19 protein-coding genes are annotated in these 21,956 nt (G+C 69.0%); 16 read left to right on the top strand and 3 right to left on the bottom strand.

Going from position 1 to position 21,956, the window contains the following annotated elements:
• Position 1: 1 nt before the first annotated feature.
• A complete protein-coding gene (locus tag QLQ85_RS11995; protein ID WP_282739199.1) occupies positions 2–868 on the bottom strand; it encodes an SDR family oxidoreductase in 867 nt (288 codons plus the stop codon).
• A gap of 270 nt (positions 869–1,138) precedes the next feature.
• Here QLQ85_RS11995 and QLQ85_RS11990 point away from each other — a divergent pair, with 270 nt between their 5' ends.
• From QLQ85_RS11990 to QLQ85_RS11955, 8 genes are all read left to right on the top strand, one after another.
• Positions 1,139–2,086 carry a TAXI family TRAP transporter solute-binding subunit gene (locus QLQ85_RS11990; protein WP_282739198.1) on the top strand — a complete coding sequence of 316 codons (948 nt, stop codon included), beginning with the start codon at positions 1,139–1,141 and terminating at the stop codon, positions 2,084–2,086.
• A gap of 74 nt (positions 2,087–2,160) precedes the next feature.
• A complete protein-coding gene (locus QLQ85_RS11985) occupies positions 2,161–4,485 on the top strand; it encodes a TRAP transporter permease (protein WP_282739197.1) in 2,325 nt (774 codons plus the stop codon).
• Between the two features lie 22 nt (positions 4,486–4,507).
• Positions 4,508–5,524, top strand: a complete 1,017-nt coding sequence (locus QLQ85_RS11980) for a M28 family peptidase (RefSeq protein ID WP_282739196.1) — start codon at positions 4,508–4,510, stop codon at positions 5,522–5,524.
• Between the two features lie 114 nt (positions 5,525–5,638).
• Positions 5,639–8,161, top strand: coding sequence for an ABC transporter substrate-binding protein (locus QLQ85_RS11975; protein ID WP_282739195.1), 2,523 nt, complete (start codon positions 5,639–5,641; stop codon positions 8,159–8,161).
• A complete protein-coding gene (locus QLQ85_RS11970; RefSeq protein WP_282739194.1) occupies positions 8,158–9,270 on the top strand; it encodes an ABC transporter permease in 1,113 nt (370 codons plus the stop codon). The genes QLQ85_RS11975 and QLQ85_RS11970 overlap by 4 nt, the downstream gene beginning before the upstream one ends.
• Positions 9,267–10,607: an ABC transporter permease gene (locus QLQ85_RS11965; RefSeq protein ID WP_282739193.1), complete on the top strand. Its 1,341-nt coding sequence runs from the start codon at positions 9,267–9,269 to the stop codon at positions 10,605–10,607. The genes QLQ85_RS11970 and QLQ85_RS11965 overlap by 4 nt, the downstream gene beginning before the upstream one ends.
• Positions 10,607–11,590, top strand: coding sequence for an ABC transporter ATP-binding protein (locus QLQ85_RS11960; protein ID WP_282739192.1), 984 nt, complete (start codon positions 10,607–10,609; stop codon positions 11,588–11,590). Before QLQ85_RS11965 ends, QLQ85_RS11960 begins: the two co-directional genes overlap by 1 nt.
• Complete coding sequence (locus QLQ85_RS11955) at positions 11,590–12,603, top strand: ABC transporter ATP-binding protein (RefSeq protein WP_282739191.1); 1,014 nt, start codon at positions 11,590–11,592, stop codon at positions 12,601–12,603. The genes QLQ85_RS11960 and QLQ85_RS11955 overlap by 1 nt, the downstream gene beginning before the upstream one ends.
• A gap of 11 nt (positions 12,604–12,614) precedes the next feature.
• On the opposite strand, the gene QLQ85_RS11950 is transcribed toward QLQ85_RS11955, so the two are convergent.
• Together QLQ85_RS11950 and QLQ85_RS11945 are read right to left on the bottom strand one after the other, a co-directional pair.
• Complete coding sequence (locus QLQ85_RS11950) at positions 12,615–13,766, bottom strand: ChaN family lipoprotein (RefSeq protein ID WP_282739190.1); 1,152 nt, start codon at positions 13,764–13,766, stop codon at positions 12,615–12,617.
• 127 nt (positions 13,767–13,893) lie between these two features.
• Positions 13,894–14,364, bottom strand: coding sequence for an aminoacyl-tRNA deacylase (locus QLQ85_RS11945; RefSeq protein WP_282739189.1), 471 nt, complete (start codon positions 14,362–14,364; stop codon positions 13,894–13,896).
• Between the two features lie 181 nt (positions 14,365–14,545).
• Between QLQ85_RS11945 and QLQ85_RS11940 the strand changes: the two genes are divergently transcribed.
• From QLQ85_RS11940 to gntR, 8 genes are all read left to right on the top strand, one after another.
• The gene (locus QLQ85_RS11940) at positions 14,546–14,911 is read left to right on the top strand and encodes a hypothetical protein (protein ID WP_282739188.1); all 366 of its coding nucleotides are present in this window, start codon (positions 14,546–14,548) and stop codon (positions 14,909–14,911) included.
• Positions 14,912–14,934: 23 nt separating this feature from the next.
• A complete protein-coding gene (locus tag QLQ85_RS11935) occupies positions 14,935–16,056 on the top strand; it encodes an acyltransferase family protein (protein WP_282739187.1) in 1,122 nt (373 codons plus the stop codon).
• Positions 16,056–17,102, top strand: coding sequence for a serine hydrolase (locus QLQ85_RS11930; protein WP_282739186.1), 1,047 nt, complete (start codon positions 16,056–16,058; stop codon positions 17,100–17,102). The genes QLQ85_RS11935 and QLQ85_RS11930 overlap by 1 nt, the downstream gene beginning before the upstream one ends.
• A gap of 205 nt (positions 17,103–17,307) precedes the next feature.
• Positions 17,308–18,384, top strand: coding sequence for a TRAP transporter substrate-binding protein (locus QLQ85_RS11925; RefSeq protein WP_282739185.1), 1,077 nt, complete (start codon positions 17,308–17,310; stop codon positions 18,382–18,384).
• Between the two features lie 68 nt (positions 18,385–18,452).
• On the top strand, positions 18,453–19,043 hold the full coding sequence (locus QLQ85_RS11920; RefSeq protein ID WP_282739184.1) for a TRAP transporter small permease: 591 nt from the start codon (positions 18,453–18,455) through the stop codon (positions 19,041–19,043).
• A gap of 3 nt (positions 19,044–19,046) precedes the next feature.
• Positions 19,047–20,330 (top strand): TRAP transporter large permease, encoded by a 1,284-nt coding sequence (locus QLQ85_RS11915; RefSeq protein WP_282739183.1) that lies wholly within the window; start codon positions 19,047–19,049, stop codon positions 20,328–20,330.
• A gap of 27 nt (positions 20,331–20,357) precedes the next feature.
• Entirely contained in the window at positions 20,358–20,870 is a 513-nt protein-coding gene (locus QLQ85_RS11910; protein WP_282739182.1) for a gluconokinase, read from the top strand.
• A gap of 84 nt (positions 20,871–20,954) precedes the next feature.
• Complete coding sequence (gene gntR / locus QLQ85_RS11905; RefSeq protein ID WP_282739181.1) at positions 20,955–21,950, top strand: gluconate operon transcriptional repressor GntR; 996 nt, start codon at positions 20,955–20,957, stop codon at positions 21,948–21,950.
• The last annotated feature ends 6 nt before the right edge of the window (positions 21,951–21,956 follow it).

The raw sequence follows: 21,956 nt of genomic DNA, 5'->3' as shown, positions 1-21,956 counted from the left end.
TTCAGGTTTCCCGTTCTCCCCGGGTCGCCCCCATCAATACCCGGTCCATGCCCCGCGTGGAGAGTAGCCGCTTCAGTACCGCGAACAGGTGGGTCGGCACGGTCACGCGGTAGCGCGCCCTGGGGCGCGGGCTCTCCAGGGCATGCAGCAGCTTGTCTACCACGGCGTCGGCGCCGAGGGTGAAGGGCGTCGGGGGGCCCCCGCCCGCCAGGCGGGCCTCCACGGCGCGATAGGTCGCGGCGTGGTAGCTGCCGGCGGCATCGATGTTGTCGAGGAAGGCGCGGTAGGCGTTCTCCCGGAAGCGGCTGGTGATCGGGCCTGGCTCGATCAGGCTGACGTGGATGCCGGTGCCGTACAGCTCCTGGCGCAGGGTGTCGGTCAGGCCCTCCAGGGCGTATTTGGAGCAGACATAGGCGCCGCGGTAGGGCAGGGCGGCAAAGCCCAGCACCGAGCTGTTCTGCACGATGCGCCCGCCGCCCTGTTCGCGCATCGCCGGAATGACGCGGGTGGTGAGCTCATGGGTGCCGAGCAGGTTGGTTTCCAGCTGGGCGCGCAGCACCGCGCGCGAGAGGTCCTCCACGGCGCCCGGCTGGCCGTAGGCGCCATTGTTGAACAGCGCCTCGAGGCGCCCGCCGGTGCGGCCGAGCACCTCCTCGACGCAGGCGGCGATCGACGCGCTGCAGGCCAGGTCCAGCGGCAGCGCCTCCAGCCCTTCTTCGCCCAGCCTGTGTACGTCGTCCTGGCCGCGGGCGGTGGCGAAGACCCGCCAGCCCCGCTGCCCCAGGGCGTGGGCGGCGGCGTGGCCGATCCCACTGGAGCAGCCGGTGACGAGCACGCTCGGCGCCGCCGAGTTCCTTCGGTGTTCCATGTGCTGGCTCCCTCCTCGATACCGGTCGAATGCACTCTGGCGCTTGTCCCGGCACCGGGCAACCCTTGTCGGCTGTGCCACCTGACCAGTGCAAGGCGCCGATAGCGTATAGACTGAGAGTTGATCGTACCTCTCGTTCCCCCTCGTCGGCGAACCGGCCCTGTCGCCGACAGCGAGGGTTCACCGGCCGTGTCGGCGGTGAGGGAGGTGGGAGGCAGCAGGGGCCGCAGGGAGCCTGATTTCCTATCCATCGCATGGGGAGGGGCTGTCATGAAACGACTCATCCTAGTGCTCCTGGCCGTGGCGCTCGCCTTCGTGGCACATCCCGCGTTCGCCCAACGCCAGTTCCTGACCATCGGTACCGCCAGCGTGGTGGGCATCTATTACCCCGTCGGCGGGGCGACATCCCAGATCATCAACCAGGCCGATATCGGCCTGCGGGCCACGGTCGAGGCCACCGGAGGCTCGGCCTTCAATGTCCGCGCCCTGGCGGCCGGTGAGCTGGACCTGGCCCTGGCCCAGTCCGATGTGGTGTTCCAGGCCTATGAAGGCCAGGCCGGTTTCGAGGGCGAGGCCGTGGATCGGCTGCGCACGGTGATGGGGCTGCATGCCGAGCCGTTGCATCTGGTCTGCGCCCGTGACGCGGGAGTGAGCAGTGTGCGCGATATCGTCGGCAAGCGCGTCAACATCGGCAATCCCGGGTCCGGCATCCGCTTCACCGTGGAGCAGGCCCTGGAGGCGCTGGACATCGGCCTGGACGATTTCGAGGCCCAGAGCCTGACCGCCCCCGAGGGGGTCGATTTCCTGCGTGACGGCCGGGTCGATTGCTTCTTCTACACCATCGGCATCGGCGGGGCGGCGCTGCTGGATATCAGCACGTCCCAGGACGTGGTCTTCGTGCCCATGGATGAGCCCGAGTTCGAGAGCCTGGTGGACGAGTTTCCCTACTTCGCCTTCACCGAGGTGCCGGCCGGCACCTATCGGGGCCAGGACGAGGCCGTCACCCTGTTCGGGGTGAAGGCGCTGTTCGTGACTACCACCGATCTCGACGAGGAGGTGGTCTACAACATCACCAGCACGATCCTCGACAACCTGGAGGACTTCACCCGGATCCATCCGGCGCTCAACCTCCTGACCGAGGAAGACTTCCTGAGCGGGCTCGGGGCCCCGCTGCATCCCGGCGCCGAGCGCGCCTATCAGGAGGCCGGGCTGCTCTGACGCGCGGCCTGGGCCAGGGGCCGCGCAGGCGGCTTCCTGGCCCCTTCTGACGGTTCCTGCCGGGAGGCGCCATCATGGCCGAACACGATCCGCGCCAGGAGGCTGCCTCGTCATCCGGGGACGCGCGGCAGTTCGATGCCGAGGCGGCGCGCCGGGCACGGCAGCTGGTCGAGGAGTTCGAGACCGGCGCCAGGGTACCCAGCGGTCTCCTGCTGTGGGCGATCGTCGGTCTGGCGCTGGCCTGGTCGCTGTTCCAGCTGGGGGTGGCCAGCGTGCTGGCGGTCGACGTGGTCATCCAGCGGGCGATCCATGTGTGCTTCGGCATCACCCTGGCCTTCCTGGTCTTTCCCGCCGTTCGCGGCCGCAAGGGACCCTCTCCGTTCCAGCGCATCGTGCTCGGCGTCATCAGTCTGGGAGTGGGGGCGACCACGGTGATGCTGGTGGCCGAGGTCACTCCCCTGGCATTACCGGGCTGGTTGGCGATCGGGGTCGGGGGCCTGCTCTGCGCGGCGGTGCTGGCGACCCTGCGCCACGACCAGGTCCATCGGGTGCCCTGGTTCGACCTGCTGTTTGCCCTGCTGGCGGGGCTGGGCGCGCTCTACCTGGTATTCGACTACCACGGCCTGCAGATGCGGCAGGGCCTGGCGATCCCTCGCGAGATCTGGATCGGCCTGCTGTTCATGCTGCTGCTGCTGGAGGCGACGCGACGCAGCCTGGGACCGGCGCTGGCGGTGATCGCGGGGATCTTCTTCCTCTATCAACTGGTCGGTCCGCGCGGGGCCGTTCCCTGGCTGGCCGACTGGGTGCCCGATCTGCTGGCCCATCGCGGTGCCAGCCTGCAGCGCGCCATCAGCCAGCAGTACGTGACCACCGAGGGTATCTTCGGCGTGCCGGTGGGGGTATCCACCGCCTTCGTGTTCCTGTTCGTGCTGTTCGGCTCGATGCTCGACAAGGCCGGCGCCGGCAAGTACTTCATCGACGTCGCCAACTCCTTCCTCGGCCACCTGCGCGGGGGGCCGGCCAAGGCCGCGGTGGTGGCCTCGGGGATGACCGGGATGGTGTCGGGGTCGTCGCTGGCCAATGTGGTGACCACCGGCACCTTCACCATTCCGCTGATGAAACGTACCGGCTACCCCGCCTACAAGGCCGCGGCCTGCGAGGTGGCGGTGTCGACCAACGGCCAGCTGATGCCGCCGGTGATGGGGGCGGCGGCCTTCATCATTGCCGAGTTCGTCGGCGTGCCATATATCGAGGTGGTCCGGGCGGCGGTGATTCCGGCCTTCGTGGCCTATTTCGCGCTCTTCTACATCATGCACCTGGAAGCGCTGAAACTGGGCCTGCACGGCATCCCGCGGGACGAGCTGCCGCCTCGGCTCAAGACCTTCATCGGCGGCATTCACTTCCTGATTCCGGTGGCGGTGCTGGTCTACTACCTGGTAATCGTGCGGCGCACCCCCGGCTATGCGGTGATGGTGGCGATCCTGGCGCTGGCGGTGCTGATGCTGGTGCAGGAGCCGGTCAAGGCCTTCCTGCAGGGGCGACCGCTGCTGCCGGCGCTATGGCACGGCGTGGTCACGCTGTTCCACGGCCTGATCGCCGGGGCGCGCAACATGGTGGGTATCGCCGTGGCGGTGGCGGCCGCCGGCATCATCGTCGGCTCGGTCAGTCAGACCGGGGTGGGGCTGCGCCTCACCGAGATCATCCAGATCATCAGCGCGGCCATGGCCGGCGGCATCGGCCTGATCACCCTGCCGGTGGTGGAGTTCCTCGGCGGCGACGTGGGGGGCTTCGACACCACCACGCAGTTCGTCATCGTGCTGCTGATCACCGCGGTGGCCAGCCTGATCCTGGGGCTGGGGCTGCCGACCACCGCCAACTACGTGGTGATGGCCACCCTCACGGCCCCGGTGATCTACAACCTGGGCAACCAGTTCGGCTTCGCCATCCCGTTGCTGGCGGCGCACTTGTTCGTGTTCTTCTTCGGCATCCTGGCCGACGACACCCCGCCGGTGGGGCTGGCCGCCTATGCCGCGGCGGGGATCGCCCGCAGCAACCCGATCCGTACCGGGGTGCAGGGCTTCGTCTACGATATGCGTACCGCCATTCTGCCGTTCATGTTCATCTTCAATACCCAACTGCTGCAGATCGACGTGGAGGGCTGGTTCAACATCGTGCATATCTTCGCCAGCGCCCTGGTGGGCATGCTGGCCTTCGCGGCGGGCGTGCAGGGGTTCGTGCGCATCCCCACCCTCATTCCCGAGCGGCTGGTGCTGCTGGGCGTCGCCTTCATGCTGATCCAGCCCAACTGGCTCACCGACATCCTGGGCGTCAGCCTCTACGCCCTGGTCTACCTGTCCCAGTGGGTGCGGTTGCGGTACCGAGCGGGTAGGGGGCGATGAGTGCGGCCATCGGGAGGTGTCAATGACGCGTCAAGCAGGCATGACGGTGGTGGTCGGTCTCGTGGCGGGACTGCTGTTGCTGGTCCTGATGGCGCTGGGGGGAGGCTACTGGATGATGTTCCAGATGCCGGGGGTTTCCTACCAGGGGACGCCCCCTCCGCTGGACGACGAAGGACAGGCCCTGCGTGAGCGCCTTCGGGAGCACGTCCGGGTGCTGGCCGACGAGATCGGCGAGCGACACTATTGGCGGCCCGAACGCCTTCACGCGGCGGCCGATGCCATCGATCGGGCCTTCCGCGAGGCGGGTCACGAGCCGCTCCGGCATGCCGTTCCGATTCGGGCTCGGGTATTCCACAATATCGAGGTGCGCCTGCCGGGCAGCAGCGTGACGGACGAGTACCTGGTGATCGGCGCCCACTACGACACCGTGCGCGGAACCCCCGGTGCCGACGACAACGCCTCGGGTGTGGCCGTGCTGCTCGAGCTGGCCCGCCTGCTGCGCGAGGCCGAGCTCGACCGCTCGCTGCATCTGGTCGCCTTCGTCAACGAGGAGGCCCCCTTCTTCGGCAGCGATGCCATGGGCAGCCTGGCCTACGCCCGCGCCGCCCGGGCGCGGGGCGACGACATCGTCGGCATGATCTCGCTGGAGATGCTGGGCTACTACATCGACGCGCCGGGCAGTCAGCGCCATCCACCGCTGCTGGGCCATTTCTATCCCGACCGGGGCGACTTCGTGGCCTTCGTCGGCAACCTCGGCTCACGAGGGCTGGTGCGTGATGCCGTTGGTGCCTTCCGCGAGCACGCCGAGATGCCTTCGGAGGGGCTGGCCGCACCGGAGCTGATCGGTGACATACGTCGCTCGGATCACTGGGCCTTCTGGGAAATGGGTTACCCGGCGATCATGCTCACCGACACCGCCAACTTCCGCAATTCCGACTACCACGGCCCCCGCGACACCCACGACCGGCTGGACTACGAGACCATGGCGCGACTGACCACCGCGCTGGCCAGGGCCGTGGAGACCCTGGCGAGGCGTTGAAGGGGGCGGCAAGCGTTGAATGCGTTTCACCCGCGGCCTTGCCATCTCGCCTACTGTGACATCATCGGACATGGTGCAGGCCAGGGCAGGCGTCAGCAGTGAGGCGACAGCGTGATGAAGGGAGTCGTACTGGCGTTTTGCGCTCTGCTGTTCGTGGCGATGGTCGCCGTCGCCCTGTGGCCGGCGACCAGCGGGCCGTCGCGCGGCCCGCCCGTCGCCGGCGGCGAGCTCGACCCGACGGCACTGGCGGGGCGGCGTGGTGCCCTGGTGGACCAGGTCGTGTTCACCCGGGAGGCTGACCTGGGCCGGGTCACCGGGCTGATCGAGGCCGGCTCCCACCAGCTCTTCACCCAGGGCATCTCCAGCACCACGGTGTTCCATCGCCTGCGTGACTCCCTGCACACCGCCTATGACCTCTCCTACGGCACCTCCAGCGAACTGACCCTCAATCCGGCCGGCCCCGAGCTGGCGGGCGGCCAACTCAATCCCTTCCACGCGCCGGCGATTCGCGAGGCGCTCAATCGCCTGGTGGACCGCCGGCATATCGCCGAGGAGATCTTCGGTGGCCTCGCCGTTCCCCGCTACCTGCCGATCAGCACCGCCTTTCCCGACTATGCCCGCCTGGCCGACGTGGCCCGCGAACTGGAGCTGCGCTATGCCCATGACCCCGAGGCCGCCCGCGAGGCGATCCATCGCGAGATGGAGGGACTCGGCGCGCGTTTCACGGATGGCCGCTGGTGGTACCGCGACGCCCCGGTGCGCCTGAACGTGCTGATCCGCACCGAGGACGAGCGACGCCGGATCGGCGACTACATCGCCAACCTGATGGAGGACCTCGGCTTCGCCGTCGAGCGGCGCTATCGCACGGCGGAAGAGGCCTCGCGGCTGTGGATCGCCAGCGACCCGCGTGCCGGGCACTGGCACATCTACACCGGCGGCTGGATCTTTGTGATGATCCTGCGGGATCAGGCCGACGTCTTCAGCTACTACTACACCCCGCGGGGTCGCCCCGAACCGCTGTGGCAGGCCTACCGGCCGGCGCCGGAATTCGACGAACTGAGCGACCGCCTGGCGCGGCGCGACTATCGCAGCCGGGAGGAGCGCCAGGCGATGATGGCCCGCGCCCTCGAACTCGCCATGGAGAATTCGGCACGGATCTGGCTGGTCGATCAGCTCAATGCCTCGGCGCGGGCGGCCAACGTCGAGGTCGCCGTGGACCTGGCCGGCGGACTGTCGGGATCGGCGCTGTGGCCCTACACCCTGCGCTACACCGACCGGGTGGGCGGGCAGATGGTGTTCGGCACCCCGAGCCTGCTGGTCGAACCGTGGAACCCGGTGGCGGGCAGCAACTGGGCCTCCGACCAGATGATCATGCGTGCGACCCAGGACCCGGTGCTGATGCCCGACCCCTTCACCGGCCTGCACCTGCCCCAGCGCATCGAGAGCGCCGAGGTGACCGTGGAGGAGGGGGTGCCGGTCGGTCGTAGCCTCGACTGGCTGAGCGTGGAGACCGCGAAGGAGATCCCGGTGCCCGACGAGGCCTGGCTCGACTGGGACGCCGGGGCCGGCCGTTTCGTCACCGCCGGCGAGCGGCACCCCGAAGGCATCTCCGCGCGCACCCGGGTGCGGGTGACGTACGAGGAGACGCTGTTCGAGCAGCGCTGGCACGACGGCTCGACGCTGTCGCTGGCCGACTTCCTCCTGCCGTGGATCCTGACCTTCGAGCGGGCCGACGAGCAGAGCCGGCTGTTCGATATCGCCCATCTGCCCACCTTCGAGGCCTTCAAGCGCCATTTCCGCGGCTGGCGCATCGTCTCCCGTGACCCGCTGGTCATCGATATCTACAGCGACCAGATCTATCCCGATGCGGAGACCATCGTGGCGCAGCGGGCACCGGTGCCGATCCCCTGGCACACCCTGACGCTGGGCATCCTCGCCGAGCACAGCGGGGAGCTGGCGTTCTCGTCGAACAAGGCCGACCGGCTGGGGGTGGACTGGATGAGCCTGGTGGCAGGACCCAGCCTGTCGGTCCTGGAACGCCAGCTGCGCCGGGCGCGCGAGCGCAATACCCGGCTCTATCCTGACGCCCTGGGTGTGTCGCTCGACACGCAAGAAGTCGCCGCGCGCTACCGGGCACTGACCGACTGGTATACCGCACGTGGCCACTTCTGGGTCGGCAACGGCCCCTTCCAGCTGCATTCGGTCCATCCGGTGGAGGGCAGCCTGGTGCTGCGTCGCTTCGCGGACTTCCCCGACCCGTCCGACAAGTGGTTGCACTTTTCCCGCCCGGAGATCCCCGAACTCGACCTCGACGGGCCCCTGGTCGTGGCGATCGGGGAGGACGCCGACTTCCGTCTCGCCGTGACCTTCGACGGCGAGCCCTATGCCGCCGAGGGCATCGACAAGGTGCAGTTCCTGCTCTTCGATGGTCGCGGCGAACTGGCCCGGCGGGGCGAGGCCGAGGCGCTCGATGACGGCCTGTGGGGAGTCGAGCTGTCGCCGGAAGCGGTGGCGGCCCTGGGGATCGGGGCCAACAGCCTGGAGCTGGCGGTGACCAGCCGCCGGGTGGCGCTGCCGGCCTTCGCCTCCCACGTCTTCGCCACGGTATCGCCCGGCGGCAGGGAGGGCTCGCCATGAGCAAGGCTCCCCTCGCGACGCGGCGCCGCGGCCTGTGGCGCGACCTGCGCCACCTGCTGGCCTACGCCGTCAAGCGGTTGCTGGCGCTGCTGTTGACCGTGCTGGTGGGTGTCTACCTGACCATCCTCATCGCCAACATGGGCGGCCAGGTGGACGAGCTGCGCCTGGTACAGATCCGCAGCCAGGCCGCCGAGGCGGTGCGCGCCGATCCGGCCCTCCAGGACATGCCCCCCGAGGAGCGCAACGCGCTGATCGAGCGCCGGGTGTCGCTGGAGGTGGAACGGCTGCGCCTCGACCAGCCGTTCGTGGTGCGCAGCATCGACTACCTGCAGCGCGCCATGCGCCTGGACCTGGGGCGGGCCGAGCAGATGCACAGCGACCTCGGCTCGCGGGCGGTCTACGACATCATCGTCGAGCGGCTGCCGGCGACCCTGCTGCTGTTCGGCAGCGCCAACCTGCTGGTGTTCTTCACCTCGGTGTTCATCGCGCTGTCGCTGTCGCGACGCTACGGCAGTGCGCTGGACCGCAGCGTGATCGCCCTGGCGCCCACCTCGGCGGCTCCGGGGTGGTTCTACGGCATCTTCCTGATCCTGGTGTTCGCCTTCCTGATGCCGCTGCTGCCCGCCGGCGGCATGGTCACCGCGCCGCCCCCGGAGAGCCCCTGGGCCTATGCGGCGAGCCTGGTGCGGCATATGCTGCTGCCACTGACGGCGATGTTCCTGTCGTCGATCTTCGTCTCGATCTACTCCTGGCGCACCTTCTTCCTGATCCACTCCAGCGAGGACTACGTGGAGATGGCGCGCGCCAAGGGGCTGCCGTCGCACCTGATCGAGCGTCGCTACATCCTGCGCCCGACCCTGTCGCCGATCATCACCAGCTTCCTGCTGATGCTGATCGGCCTGTGGAGTGGCGCCATCATCCTCGAGCAGGTGTTCAACTGGCCGGGGCTGGGGTCGCTGCTGTTCCAGGCCATCGGCCACCGGGATACCCCGGTGATCATCGGCGCCGTGGTGATCTTTGCCTACCTGCTGGCGGTGACGGTGTTCCTGCTCGATATCCTCTATGCGCTGCTGGACCCGCGCGTGCGCCTCGAGGGAGAGCGGCGATGACGGGCGGGCGGTGGCGCGATGGCTGGGGGGAGCTGCGCCGCTACCCCTCGGCGCTGGTGGGCATGGCGATCATCGCCGTGCTGGTGGGGCTGTCGCTCTACACCGTGATCGCCATTCCCTACTCCGAGGCGCTGGACAAGTGGCGGGGCGGCGAGCCCTGGCGGCTGCACCCGGTCAACGCCGGCCCGGTATGGCTCGATCGCCTGACCGGTGGCCGCCAGCCGCGCACCCTGATCGTCACCGGTGACGCCGCCGAGGTCGAGGTGATGCCCTTCGAGGGCGGTCGCCGCCTGCGCATTCCCCTGGCCTTCGACTACGACTACGCCGGCTTCCCCAGCGAGATCAACCTCTTCCTGCGTGCCGAGGGGCATGCGCAGCGGCCCTTCGCACGGTTGCTGTGGCAGACCCCCGACGGCCGGGAGCTCTCGCTGGGCGGGCATCGCATCGGCCGTGAGGACCGCGTCTCGATCTCCCAGGACCGGGCCCTGGAGCGTCGGCTGGGTGGGAGGGTGCCGCATATCGGGCTGCTGGCCGAGCCCGACGGCGAGGCGGTACCACGGGTCCAGCCGGGCCGCTACCGGCTGCTGCTGGATGCGGTGGTGTTCGACGACCGGGCCGGCATCGACGCCGAGCTGGTGCTCTATGGCCGGGTGCACGGCATCGCCGGCACCGACCACCAGCGGCGCGACCTCAGCCTGGCGCTGCTGTGGGGCACGCCGGTGGCGCTGGCGTTCGGCCTGCTGGCGGCGGTGGGCACCACCCTCATCACGCTGATCATCGCCGCGGTGGGGGTCTGGTACCGCGGCTGGGTCGACGCCGTCATCCAGCGCCTCACCGAGGTGAACATGATCCTGCCGGTGCTGCCGATCCTGGTGATGGTCGGCACCCTCTATTCCACCAGCATCTGGCTGATGCTCGGGGTGGTGGTGGTGCTCGGCATCTTCAGCGCCAGCATCAAGATGTACCGGGCGATGCTGCTGCCGATCCGCGAGGCGCCCTATATCGAGGCGGCCCAGGCCTACGGCGCGGGCAACCTGCGCATCGTGATGCGCTACATGATCCCGCGCATCCTGCCGGTGCTGATCCCCACCTTCGTCACCCTGATTCCCACCTTCGTGTTCCTGGAGGCGTCGCTGGCGGTGCTGGGGCTGGGCGATCCGGTGCTGCCGACCTGGGGCAAGGTGCTCAACGACGCCCAGTCGCAGAGTGCGCTCTACAACGGCTACTACTACTGGGTGGTGGCGCCGGCGGTGCTGCTGATGGTCACCGGGCTGGGCTTCGCGATGCTCGGCTTCGCCCTGGACCGGGTCTTCAACCCGCGACTGAGGAGCCTGTGATGAGCGTTCGTCCGCTACTCGAGGTGGAGGACCTGCACCTGCACTATCGAACCCGGCGCGGCGTGGTGCGCGCCGTGGACGGCGTCGGTTTCGATCTCAAGCGCAACGAGGCGCTGGTGGTGCTCGGCGAGTCCGGCTGCGGCAAGAGCTCGCTGGCCAAGGCCCTGATGCGGGTGCTGCCGCGCAACGTCCAGCATGCCGGCGGGCGGGTCATGCTGGGCGAGACCGAGGTGACGGCGCTGCCCGACGAGCGCTTCCGGCGCGAGGTGCAGTGGTCGCGCATGGCGCTGGTGATGCAGGCCTCGATGAATGCCTTGAACCCGGTGGTGCGGGTGGGCGAGCAGGTCGCCGAGCCGCTGCGGGTGCTGCGTGGCTGGTCGCGGCGGCGGGCGCTGGAGCGGGCGGCGGAGGTCTTCGGCCTGGTCGGGGTGTCCACCGACTTCCTGTCGCGCTACCCCTTCGAACTCTCCGGCGGCATGCGCCAGCGCGCGGTGCTGGCCATGGCGCTGGTCGCCGAGCCGGAGTTGGTGATCCTCGACGAGCCCACCTCGGCGCTGGACGTGCTGACCCAGGCGAGCATCATGAATGCCTTGAAAGCGATCAAACGTGAACTCGGTACCAGCTTCATCCTGATCACCCACGACGTGGCGACCTCCAGTGAGCTCGCCGACCGGGTGGCGCTGATGTACGCCGGCCAGTTCGTCGAGGTGGCCGACGCCGACGCCTTCTTCGCCGAGCCGGCGCACCCCTATTCGCGGATGCTGATGGCCAGCGTCCCGCGGCTGCGCCAGCGCAGCCGGCCCGAGGCGATCCCCGGCCAGCCGCCCAGCCTGTTCGACCCGCCGAGCGGCTGCCGCTTCGCCGCGCGCTGCCCGCATCGCTTCGCCCGCTGCGCCTACGACCCCGAGGTGATCCGCCTCGGCGGGCGGCACCGGGTGCGCTGCTGGCTACATGACGAATCCACTCGACAGGGGGAGGGGTGATGGCAGTATCCCGGGCCGTCTTCCACCGGGAGTCCGCCGAGGCGCCGTTGCTCGCGGTCAGCGACCTGCACACCTGGTTCGAGCTGCGCCAGTGGGGCTTCTTGCGCGTCGGCGCCGTGCATGCGGTGGATGGTGTGAGCTTCTCGCTGGCCCGCGGCGAGGCAGTGGCCTTCGTCGGCGAGAGCGGCTGCGGCAAGAGCTCGCTGGCCCGCACCCTGCTCGGGTTGCATCGGCCCACTCGCGGCGAGGTGTGCTTCGACGGGTGCTCGCTGGGCGACCTCGACGCCCGTGGACTCAAGGCCTATCGCGCCCGCGTGGGCTATGTCCAGCAGGACCCCTACGGTGCACTGCCGCCGTTCCTCGACGTGGGGCGGATTCTCGCCGAGCCGCTGATCATCCATGGGGTCAAGGCGCGCGCCGAGCGCGAGCGGCGCATCCGCGCGGTGCTGGAGGAGGTGCGGCTGTCGCCTGCGGACGAATACCTGGGCAAGTTCCCGCATATGCTCAGCGGTGGCCAGCAGCAGCGGGTGGTCATCGCCCGGGCGCTTATCCTGGCGCCGGCGCTGCTCATCGCCGACGAGCCGGTCTCGATGCTCGACGCCTCGGTGCGCATCGAGATCCTCGACCTGCTGCGCGGCATCCAGGCCAGCCGCGGGCTGACCCTGGCCTTCATCACCCACGACCTCTCCACCGTGCGTCATTTCGCCGAGCGCATCTTCGTGATGTACGCAGGCCGGGTAGTGGAGAGCGCCGCCGTGGAAGACCTGCTCGACCATCCGCAGCATCCCTATACCCAGGCGCTGCTCGCGGCGATCGCCGATCCCGACGCGGCCAACGCCACCCGCCAGCGCGAGGTGCCCGGCGGCGAGCCACCGAGCCTCATCCATCCCCCCGCGGGCTGCCGCTTCCATCCGCGCTGCCCCCATGCCATGGCCGGTCTGTGCGACCACGACGAGCCCCCCGACTTCGCGCCACGGCGGCGCCACCTCTCGGCCTGCTGGCTGCATCGTTGACGTGGCCGGGGTCAAGGCGAGGGGGCCGGGAAGCGGGCGAGGAGCTCCCGCTCCCGGCCGTCACGCCGGATCTCCAGCGGCAGCAGGGTGCCCGGTACCATGCGCTGCATCAGCCCGGTGAGGTCCCCCGGCGCGGCCATGGGGCGCCCGGCGGCGCGCACGATGACGTCACCCTCCCGCAGGCCGGCCTCGGCGGCCACGGAGTCCGGCCCGACGCCGTGGATCGCCACACCCTCGGCGTGAGCGCCGATCGACACGCCCAGACGCAGCGCCTCGGGCGGCTCATGGGGCGATTCGTCGCCCAGCAGGTAGTAGGCGTCGGCCAGGCCCGGCTCGGGGGGGCGGCAGCCGTCATCCGGCGTCACCGGCAGCAGGGTGCGATGGTCGTCCACGCCCAGGTCGTCGAGCTGGTGCGGCACGCCGTGGCCATGGGTGAGGTGGCCCTGGCCGATCAGGCCCACCACCAGGGTGCCGTTTTCCGCGGCCTCGGCCAGGGCGGTGGCCATGGCCCGATCCCAGACCTGCTGGGCGTCGACGAAGCGGGCCAGGCCGTGGTCGCCGTCGCCGCCGGGATGGCGGCCGTACTCCTCGGCGAGGGATTCCCGGTAGGCCTTGGGCACCGCCGCCGGTGGCGTGATGCCGAAGCGCTGATTCTCGGGCACGCCGCTCCAGCCCTCGTCCACCAGCCGCCGGCGTAGCGCGGGGCCGACGTTGAGGGCCAGCAGCGGGATCCGCTGCATGCGGGCGAAATGCAGGATCGGGAAGTAGAGCGTCGGGTCGAAGCCCCAGGCCTCGTGCCACCGGCTGGCCTCGAGGAAGCCGGCCTCGTCGAGCTCGCCGGCCACCCAGGCGTCCAGGGCCGGCTGGGCCTCGCGGGGCAACATCTCCAGCCCGATCACCAGGCGGGGACGATGGGAGTGCAGGCCGGCCAGGGTGTGCAGCTGCCAGCGATGGTGCGCCAGGCGGTCGTGCTGTTCGCCGAGCAGCACCACCTCACGGTCGGCCAGCTCGGTCATCAGGGTATCCGGGGAAACGGGGGCGCCGCCGTCCAGGTACCACTGGCCGGTCGCCGGACACTCGTCGGCGGTCGCCGGCGGCGCGAGCCAGGCCAGGGCGATCGCACCGCCCAGGGCGAGGCGTCGGGCTCGGGAAAGTCGCGGCATGGCACCTCCTGTGGCGGCGGGTGACGGGTCGTTCGAGCTTACCCCAGGCACAAGAAGGCCGCGATCGCGACGATCGCGGCCATGACAGGGAAGGCGGTTACCATCCCGGGCACGCGCGAGCCGTGGTTCAGCGCTGTCGGCTTATCTGTCCATGCGGGATCTCGGCCATCAGGCGGTCGAACTCGCTGCCGCTCATGTGGACCAGGGTCTCGTGGTCACCGGCCTCGAAATAGATGTCCGGCTGATGGCGCAGCATGTCGTCGAGATAGACCTGCAGGCCGTAGGCCTGGCCTACCGGGGTGGTGGCCCCCGGGTCGCAATCGTTGAAGCGGCTCATGACCTCGTCTTCCGAGGCGAGGTCGACCCTCTCGTTGAACAATTGCGAGAGCTTGTCGAGATCCGCCTCGCAGTCGCTCGGCACCACCGCGACATGGTAGCCGGAATCGCCGTGCAGCATCACCGCCTTGGCCAGCTGGCTACCGGCGACATGGGCCTGCTGGGCGATGCGGCTGGTCGTCACTTCCCGCGGGTGAGTGACCTCCTCGAAGTCGATATCACAGGCCCGGAGGTACTCGCGTATCGTCATCGGCATGGCCATGACATTTCCTCCTTCGGCCGCGAGGGCCGAAAACGACGGAATTGAAGATGCCTCCTTTCGCATCGAACTCCACATCCCAAGCATAGTCCCGTTGGACCGCAGTGGCATCGGGGCGAGCCGGCCATACTCGGGTCGGCTGGAAGGCGCTATCATCGGCCGGTAAAGAGGGGGGGAGATTGCCATGCAGTCAGTGAGACGGCGACCATTCGCCTGGCCCCGGTGGTGGCTCGCCGCCGCCAGCCTGGCGCTCGCGGCCTGTGGCGACAACGACCGGCTCGTCGAGGTGCCGCTGCCGGTGCTGGCGACGAACCCCGAGGCCCACGATGGTCGCCGGGTGGTGACCGAGGGCGTCGTTCGCCACTTCGAGGATCCGCTGCATTACTGGATCGAGGACGAGGACCTGCATCGGGTCGAGGTCTTTCCCCACGAGGAGATCGCACCCCATCTGGGCGACGCGGTGCGCGTGACGGGGCGCTTCCGCTTCTCGACCAGCGAGGGGCGGCGGCTGACGCTGGAGAGCGTCGAGCCGTTGGACAGCGGCGAGTGATCGGACAGCCAGGGAGGCGGCGCATGCAGGGAAGAGCGGTCATGGTTCGGCTGGGGACGACGCCGCTGCTGCCGGCGGGGCAGGGGCGTATCGGGGCGATCGACCTGGCCCGCGGGGTGGCCATCGCGCTGATGATCCTGAGCCATGCGGTCAGCGGGCTGTTGGGCATCCGCCAGGTGCCCGACTGGGGGATGGTACCGATCCATCTGCTCACCAAGTTCTCCTCGTCGCTGTTCATCACGGTGTTCGGCATCGCCCTGGCGGTGGCCTTCCTGCCGAAGACCGATGCCCCGGACTGGCCGCGCCGGCGCCTCAGGCTGATGCTGCGCGGCCTCGAGGTGCTGTTCTGGTACAAGGCGCTCACCGTCGTCGAGATGCTGCCGCACTACTCGGCACCGGATATCCTCGACACCCTGCTCTACCAGCGTTTCCCGATCTGGGTCGAGATCCTCGGCTTCTATGCCATCGCGCTGCTGTGGCTGCCCTGGGTCCTGCCGCTGTGGCGGCGATTGCCGCTCTGGGCGCGCTTGGTGGGCCCGCTGGCGATCGCCTTGCTGTCGGGCTGGCTGGAGCGCCACTTCGACTTCTGGGGCATCGAACCGCTCAAGGCGATCCTCGTCGAGGACGCGGACCACTACGCCTGGGGGCAGCTCTCGCGGCTGCCGCTGGTGATGGTCGGCCTGCTGATCGGTGAGGCGGTGCTGCGCTGCTACTGGCAACCAGCGGCGCGCCGCCGGCTGGTGCTGGGGCTGGCGGGTGTCGGGGCGGCAATGCTGCTGGGCTTCGTGGCGGTGTCGCTGCCCGGGCTCGACGAGGCGCTGGTGGCGGTGGCCTGGAACGTCGGCAAGCACCCGCCAGAGCTCGCCTTCATGCTGTTCAGCCTCGGCGGCGCCCTGGTGATCCTGGCGCTCTGCCTGCTCGCTGGCGAGCGCGGCGCCACCGCCCTGCGGCCGATCACCGCCATCGGCTCCGATGCGCTCATGGCCTTCATCTTCCATATCGTGGTGATCTTCCTGGTCTTTCGCTTCCTGTTCGAGGCCTGGCAGGTCTACGCCTATCCGCAGGTGCTGGGCATCGGCCTGGCGCTGATCCTGGCCACCGCGGGCTGGATCGTCCTGATTGACTGGATCCGGGAGCGACGCTGATGCGTGCACTGGTCCTGGGGCTTGCCCTGCTGGTGCTGCCGCTCCCGGCGATGGCCGAGCCCGCCTGGGCGGCGCGGCTGGAGGCGAGGCTGGCCACCCTCGAGGCCGGGTTCGACGGCGAACTGGGGGTCGTCGTGCGGCCGCTCGGCAGCGACGAGCGCTTCGGCTGGCGGGCCGACGAGTCCTGGTACCTGGCGTCGCTGATCAAGGTGCCGGTGGCCATCGAACTGATGGCGCGGGTCGACGCGGGTGAGGTGGCACTGGACGAGCGGTTGGTGCTGCACGAGAGCGATTATGTCGACGGTGCCGGGCCCACCAACTGGGCGCCCCCCGGCGCCGAGCTGACGCTGCACCAACTGCTCGTGGCGATGCTCACCGTCAGCGACAACACCGCCACCGACATGCTGATCCGCCGTCTCGGCCTCGAGGCTGTCAACCGGCGTGCCCAGGCGTTGGCGCCGGCGGGCGGGGAGTCCCTGGGACCGATCACCCCCCTGGTGGACGTACGCCGACACGTCTACGCCGGGCTGCACCCGCGGGCCGTCTCGCTCTCCGGGCTCGACTTCATCGAGCTGCGAAAGCGCGCCAGCGACGCCGCCCGGCTCGACTGGCTGGCCAGGCGCCTCGAGGTCCCGCGCGAGGCGCTGCTGCTGACGTCGCTGGATGACGCCTTCGCGGCCTACTACGCCACCGATCTCAACAGCGGCCGGCTCGATGCCTTCGCCGAGCTGCTCGCCGCGCTGGGCGAGGGCAGGGCGCTGGGACCGGCGTCCACCGCCCGCTTGCTGTCGGTGATGGAGCGGACCACCAGCGGCGCGCGGCGTCTCAAGGCGGGCCTCGGCCCGGGCGTGCGCTTCGCCCACAAGACCGGCACTCAGCACCGGCGCAGTTGCGATGCCGGCATCGCGACCCTGGCAGACGGCGCCGGGAGTCGCCGGGTGGCGATCGTCGCCTGTGCCCGGGGCGAGAAGGATCTCGAGCGCTCCGAGCGGGTCCTGGCCGCGATCGGTCGGGCGATTCGCGAGATCGGGCCGCTGCCTCCCTGACGTCCGCTGCCTGCCATCCTTTAGCCTAAGGTATGAGTCGTTGAGGCGGCATTGTCGTTGACAGTCGCCGACCCCGCGCCTAGTCTCCTTCATGGGTGTTACCGGTAACATGCGTCATCCTGCCGGTCCGACGCTCGATGCTGAGCGAGACGCTCGCAACAGCGCACGATCCAACAACCTACAAACAGCCTTGGAGACACACGCCATGACAGCCATCTGGCGCAGCACGCTCACCCTGGCCGGCGCGGCCACCCTGACCCTGGGCATCGCCCAGGCCCAGACGCCCGACCTCTCCGATCCGCCCGCCATCGAGGGCGATGTCGTGGCCGACCACGGCAGCCACACCATCCGCATGGGCATCGGCCTGGCCGAGACCTCGCCGCAGTACCTCTCCAGCCAGTACTTCGCCGATATCCTCGACCAGCGCACCGACGGTCGCATCATCGTCAACATCTTCCCCAACAGCCAGTTGGGCGACGACGTGCAGATGATGGAGATGCTCCAGACCGGCACCCTGGACATGACCTACCCCTCCACGTCGCCGGCCACCACCTACGTCGAGGAACTGGCGGTCTTCGACCTGCCGTTCCTGCTGCCGACCCGCGAGGCGGCAGTGGCGGTGATGCAGAGCGACGTCGCCCAGTCGATGCTCGACGGCTTCGACGACACCGGCATCAAGGCACTGGCCTTCTCCGAGAACGGCTATCGCCAGCTCTCCAACAGTGCCCGCCCGGTCGAGTCGCCGGAAGACGTCGCCGGCCTCGACGTGCGCGGTCTGACCGTGCGCACCATGGAGAACCCGGTGCACCTCTCGATCTGGGAGACCCTGGGAGCGAACCCCACGCCGATGGCCTTCGGCGAGCTGTTCTCGGCCATGGAGCAGGGCGTGGTCGATGGCCAGGAGAACCCCTGGAGCACCATCCTCACCTCCAACTTCCATGAGGTGCAGGACTACGGCTCCGAGACCCGTCACGTCTACACGCCCTTCATCCTGATGATGTCCGAGCGCACCTGGGACGGCCTCGCGCCGGAATACCAGGAACTGGTGCAGGAAGCCGCCCGCCAGTCGGCCGAGTACGAGATCCAGCTGGCCACCGAATACGACGACTGGTCGCGCGAGCAGCTCGAGGAGCGCGGCATGCAGATCACCCGCCTCGACGACGAGCAGATCGCCGCCTTCCAGGAGGCCGTGCAGCCGGTCTACGACGAGTGGGCGCCGCGCATCGGCGAAGACCTGATCGCCGAGATCCAGGCCATCGTCGAAGAGACCACCAACGACTGATCCCTTCCTTCTACTGACGGGGCAGCGGCAGGGGGCATCGGCCCCTTGCCCTGTCGCAGGAGCGTCGCATGTCAACGTCCACTCCCCCGCCCGTCGATCCCGGCGTGTTTCTCGACGACCCCAATCGCGAGCCCCTCGAACTCGACATCGAGGCGCGCAAGGGGCCGGCGATCTTCCGCTGGCTGACGGTGATCATGGAGCAGCTGATCGCCGCCATCCTGGTCGCGCTGATCGTCTCGGTATCGGCCAACGTCATCGGCCGTTCGCTGCTCAACCGCTCGCTGCCGTGGGCCGACGAGCTGGCGCGCATGCTGTTCATCTGGCTGATCTTCCTCGGCGCCGCGGCGGCCTTCGCCCGCTTCGAGCACATCGCCGTGGACTTCCTGGTGCGCAAGCTCCAGCCGCGCGGGGCCCATCTGCTCTACATGCTCCAGAACCTGATCATCACCGTGCTGATGGGCATCATCGTCTGGGGCGGCTACCTGGTGATGTCCCGTTCCACCGGGCGCACCGCCATCCTCGGCGTGCCCTGGAACCTGATCAATGTCTCGCTGGTGCTGTGCGCCGGCTTCATTGCGGCCGTGGCGCTGTGGCGTGCCTGGCAGTGCGTGCGGTTGATCCGCGACCCGTCATCTCCAGCACCCCGCGGAGGGCACTGAGCCATGTTGTGGATCTTCCTCGCCATCCTGTTTGCCTCCATCACCATCGGCCTGCCGATCGCCTTCGGCCTCGGCGTCGCGGCGGTGGTCATGGCGGTCATGTCCGATATCCCGCTGTCGATCCTGATCGAACAGTCGATCCGCGGGGTCAACAACTTCCCGCTGCTGGCGATTCCGTTCTTCATCCTGGTCGGTGAGGTGATGAGCGCCGGCGGCATCGCCCGGCGGTTGATGGACCTCGCCGGGGCGCTGGTCGGTTTCGTGCGTGGCGGCCTGGGCCAGGTGGCGATCACCGGCTCGATGTTCTTCGGCGGCATCAGCGGCTCGGCGGTGGCCGACACCGCGGCCACCGGGGCGATGATGATTCCCTCGATGAAGCAGCAGGGCTATTCCGGCCCCCATGCCACCGCCATCAACACGGTCTCCTCGGTGATCGGCATCATCATCCCGCCGTCCATCCCCCTGATCCTGTTCGGTATCGTCACCGAGACCTCGATCAGCCGGCTGTTCATCGCCGGCATCGTGCCGGGGCTGCTGATCGGTTTCGGCCTGATGGTCACGACCTTCATCATGGCCAGCATCGAGCACGCCGGGCAGACGCGGAAGTTCCGCCTCGACCTGCTGTGGCAGGCCTTCAAGGCCGCCTGGCTGGCCCTGGTGCTGCCGGTGATCGTGATCGGCGGCATCATCGGCGGGGTCTTCACCGCCACCGAGGCGGCGGTGGCGGCGCTGCTCTACTCGCTGGTCATCTCGCTGCTGGTCTACCGCGAGTTCGCGCTGCGCGAGCTCTGGGGCATGCTGATCCGCACCGCACGCCTGACCGGCATGGTCCTGCTGCTGCTGGCCTTCGCCACCGTGATCGCCTGGTTCCTGACCATCAACATGGTGCCCCAGACCCTGGTGCGCCAGGTCCAGGCGATCACCCAGGAGCCGTTCTGGCTGCTGATGATCGTCGCCGGCCTGCTGTTGCTGGTGGGCTTCGTGATGGACCTGACCCCGGCGATGGTGATCATGGCCCCGATGCTGACCCCGATCGTCACCTCGGTGGGCGTCGATCCGGCCTACTTCGGCGTGCTGATGGCCTTCATCCTCGGGATCGGCCTGCTGACGCCGCCGGTAGGCACCTGCCTCTACGTCGGCTGCGGAGTGGGCAAGGTCTCGATGGAGTCGCTGGTCAAGGCGATGCTCCCCTACTACGCGGCGCTGCTGGTGGTGCTGGTGGTGTTGATCGCCTTCCCGGCCATCGTCACCTGGCTGCCCGACCTCACCGCAGTCGGTGGCAACTGAGTGCGGCAACTGACGACTGGAGGTCATGTGAAGGCTGCCACCTATCGTATTCTGGTGATGGGCGTATCGGGCTCGGGCAAGTCCCACGTCGGCCGCCTGCTGGCTGGGCGGCTGGGCATCGATTTCATCGATGGCGACGACCACCACTCACCGGCCAGCGTCGACAAGATGGCCAACGGCATCCCCCTGGACGACGCGGATCGCAGCGAGTGGCTCGAGACCCTGGCGGGCTTCTTCGCCGACTACCGGCGCCGCGAGGCGTCGGTGGTGATCGCCTGCTCGGCCCTGAAGCGTCGCTACCGGGACACCCTGCGCGGTGGCGACGACGGACTCGCCATCCTGTTTCTCGAGGGCGATCGTGAACGGCTTCGCCAGCGGCTCGGGAGCAGGAAAGAGCACTTCTTCAGGGGCGACGCCATGCTCGACAGCCAGCTCGGCGACCTCGAGCCTCCCGGCCGGGATGAGGCCGTCATCGTGGATATCGGCCAGCCGCCGGAGCAGATCGTCGACGCCTTCCTGGGGGACCTGGAGGAGCGCTGACGGCGGCACATGAATCGTCGCGGAAAGTTGGCTATGGTAGTCGGCTTTCCAGACACCTCTCCATCGAGCGGGGCACCGGATGCCGTGAAGAAGAGACGACCGACCCTCCAGGATATCGCCGACCGGGTGGGGGCGACGAAGATGACCGTCAGCCGCTGCCTGCGCAACCCCGAGTCGGTGTCAGAGGGGCTGCGGGAGCGCATCTTCGCCGTGGCCGAGCAGGTCGGCTACATCCCCAACCGGGCGCCGGACCTGTTGTCCAAGGCCACCAGCCGCTCGATCGGCGTGCTGGTGCCGTCCCTGACCAACCAGGTGTTCGCCGACGTCATCGTCGGGATCGAGACGGTGACCGAGCCGGCCGGCTACCACCTGATGCTCACCCACTATGGCTACAGCGAGGAGCTGGAGGAGCGCAGCCTGGCCTCGCTGCTCTCCTACAACGTCGATGGGATGATCCTTTCCGACAGCCGCCACACGCCGCGCAGCTGCCGCATGCTGGAGACGGCGGGCATTCCTTGCGTGGAGATCATGGATACCCACCTGCCGCCGATCCACCAGGCGGTCGGCTTCGACAACGTGGCCGCCGCCCGCGACATGGTCGCCGAGATGATCCGCCGCGGCCGCCGCCATATCCTCTACCTGGCGGTGCGCCTCGACGAACGCACCCGCCAGCGTGAACTCGGCTATCGACAGGCCATGGAGGCCCATGGCCTGACGCCCCTTACCCTGCGGCGGACCCAGCGCTCCTCCTACAGCGTGGGGGCCGCGCTGATGGCGGAGATCCTCGCCGAGCACCCCGAGACCGACGGCATCTTCTGCACCAACGATGACGTGGCCGTGGGCGCCTACTTCGAGTGCCTGCGGCGGGGCGTCTCGGTGCCCGGCCGGCTGGCCATCGCCGGCTTCCACGGCCACGACGTGGGGCAGGTGATGTCGCAACGGCTGGCCAGCGTGGTCACCCCGCGCGAGGCGATCGGCGAGCGCGCCGCCCGCGAGCTGCTCGCCCGCATCCGCGGTGGGGCAGCGGAGGAGCGTGTCATCGACCTGGGGTATCGCATCGAGATCGGCGATACAATCTAGTCTCCC

It is taken from the genome of Halomonas kalidii (assembly GCF_030010475.1).
In the GTDB taxonomy this organism is placed as follows: domain Bacteria; phylum Pseudomonadota; class Gammaproteobacteria; order Pseudomonadales; family Halomonadaceae; genus Halomonas; species Halomonas heilongjiangensis.
The sequence above is the reverse complement of the archived record's forward strand: the minus strand, read 5'-3'. Positions and strand labels throughout refer to the sequence as shown.

Coding starts and splice junctions, on each gene's coding strand:
- QLQ85_RS11945 (WP_282739189.1), bottom strand. CDS start 14,364: ATGGCCATGCCGATGACGATACGCGAGTACCTCCGGGCCTGTGATATC.
- QLQ85_RS11915 (WP_282739183.1), top strand. CDS start 19,047: ATGTTGTGGATCTTCCTCGCCATCCTGTTTGCCTCCATCACCATCGGC.
- QLQ85_RS11925 (WP_282739185.1), top strand. CDS start 17,308: ATGACAGCCATCTGGCGCAGCACGCTCACCCTGGCCGGCGCGGCCACC.
- QLQ85_RS11985 (WP_282739197.1), top strand. CDS start 2,161: ATGGCCGAACACGATCCGCGCCAGGAGGCTGCCTCGTCATCCGGGGAC.
- QLQ85_RS11940 (WP_282739188.1), top strand. CDS start 14,546: ATGCAGTCAGTGAGACGGCGACCATTCGCCTGGCCCCGGTGGTGGCTC.
- QLQ85_RS11935 (WP_282739187.1), top strand. CDS start 14,935: ATGCAGGGAAGAGCGGTCATGGTTCGGCTGGGGACGACGCCGCTGCTG.
- QLQ85_RS11965 (WP_282739193.1), top strand. CDS start 9,267: ATGACGGGCGGGCGGTGGCGCGATGGCTGGGGGGAGCTGCGCCGCTAC.
- QLQ85_RS11950 (WP_282739190.1), bottom strand. CDS start 13,766: ATGCCGCGACTTTCCCGAGCCCGACGCCTCGCCCTGGGCGGTGCGATC.
- QLQ85_RS11990 (WP_282739198.1), top strand. CDS start 1,139: ATGAAACGACTCATCCTAGTGCTCCTGGCCGTGGCGCTCGCCTTCGTG.
- QLQ85_RS11975 (WP_282739195.1), top strand. CDS start 5,639: ATGAAGGGAGTCGTACTGGCGTTTTGCGCTCTGCTGTTCGTGGCGATG.
- QLQ85_RS11930 (WP_282739186.1), top strand. CDS start 16,056: ATGCGTGCACTGGTCCTGGGGCTTGCCCTGCTGGTGCTGCCGCTCCCG.
- QLQ85_RS11995 (WP_282739199.1), bottom strand. CDS start 868: ATGGAACACCGAAGGAACTCGGCGGCGCCGAGCGTGCTCGTCACCGGC.
- QLQ85_RS11955 (WP_282739191.1), top strand. CDS start 11,590: ATGGCAGTATCCCGGGCCGTCTTCCACCGGGAGTCCGCCGAGGCGCCG.
- QLQ85_RS11970 (WP_282739194.1), top strand. CDS start 8,158: ATGAGCAAGGCTCCCCTCGCGACGCGGCGCCGCGGCCTGTGGCGCGAC.
- QLQ85_RS11960 (WP_282739192.1), top strand. CDS start 10,607: ATGAGCGTTCGTCCGCTACTCGAGGTGGAGGACCTGCACCTGCACTAT.
- QLQ85_RS11920 (WP_282739184.1), top strand. CDS start 18,453: ATGTCAACGTCCACTCCCCCGCCCGTCGATCCCGGCGTGTTTCTCGAC.
- QLQ85_RS11980 (WP_282739196.1), top strand. CDS start 4,508: ATGACGCGTCAAGCAGGCATGACGGTGGTGGTCGGTCTCGTGGCGGGA.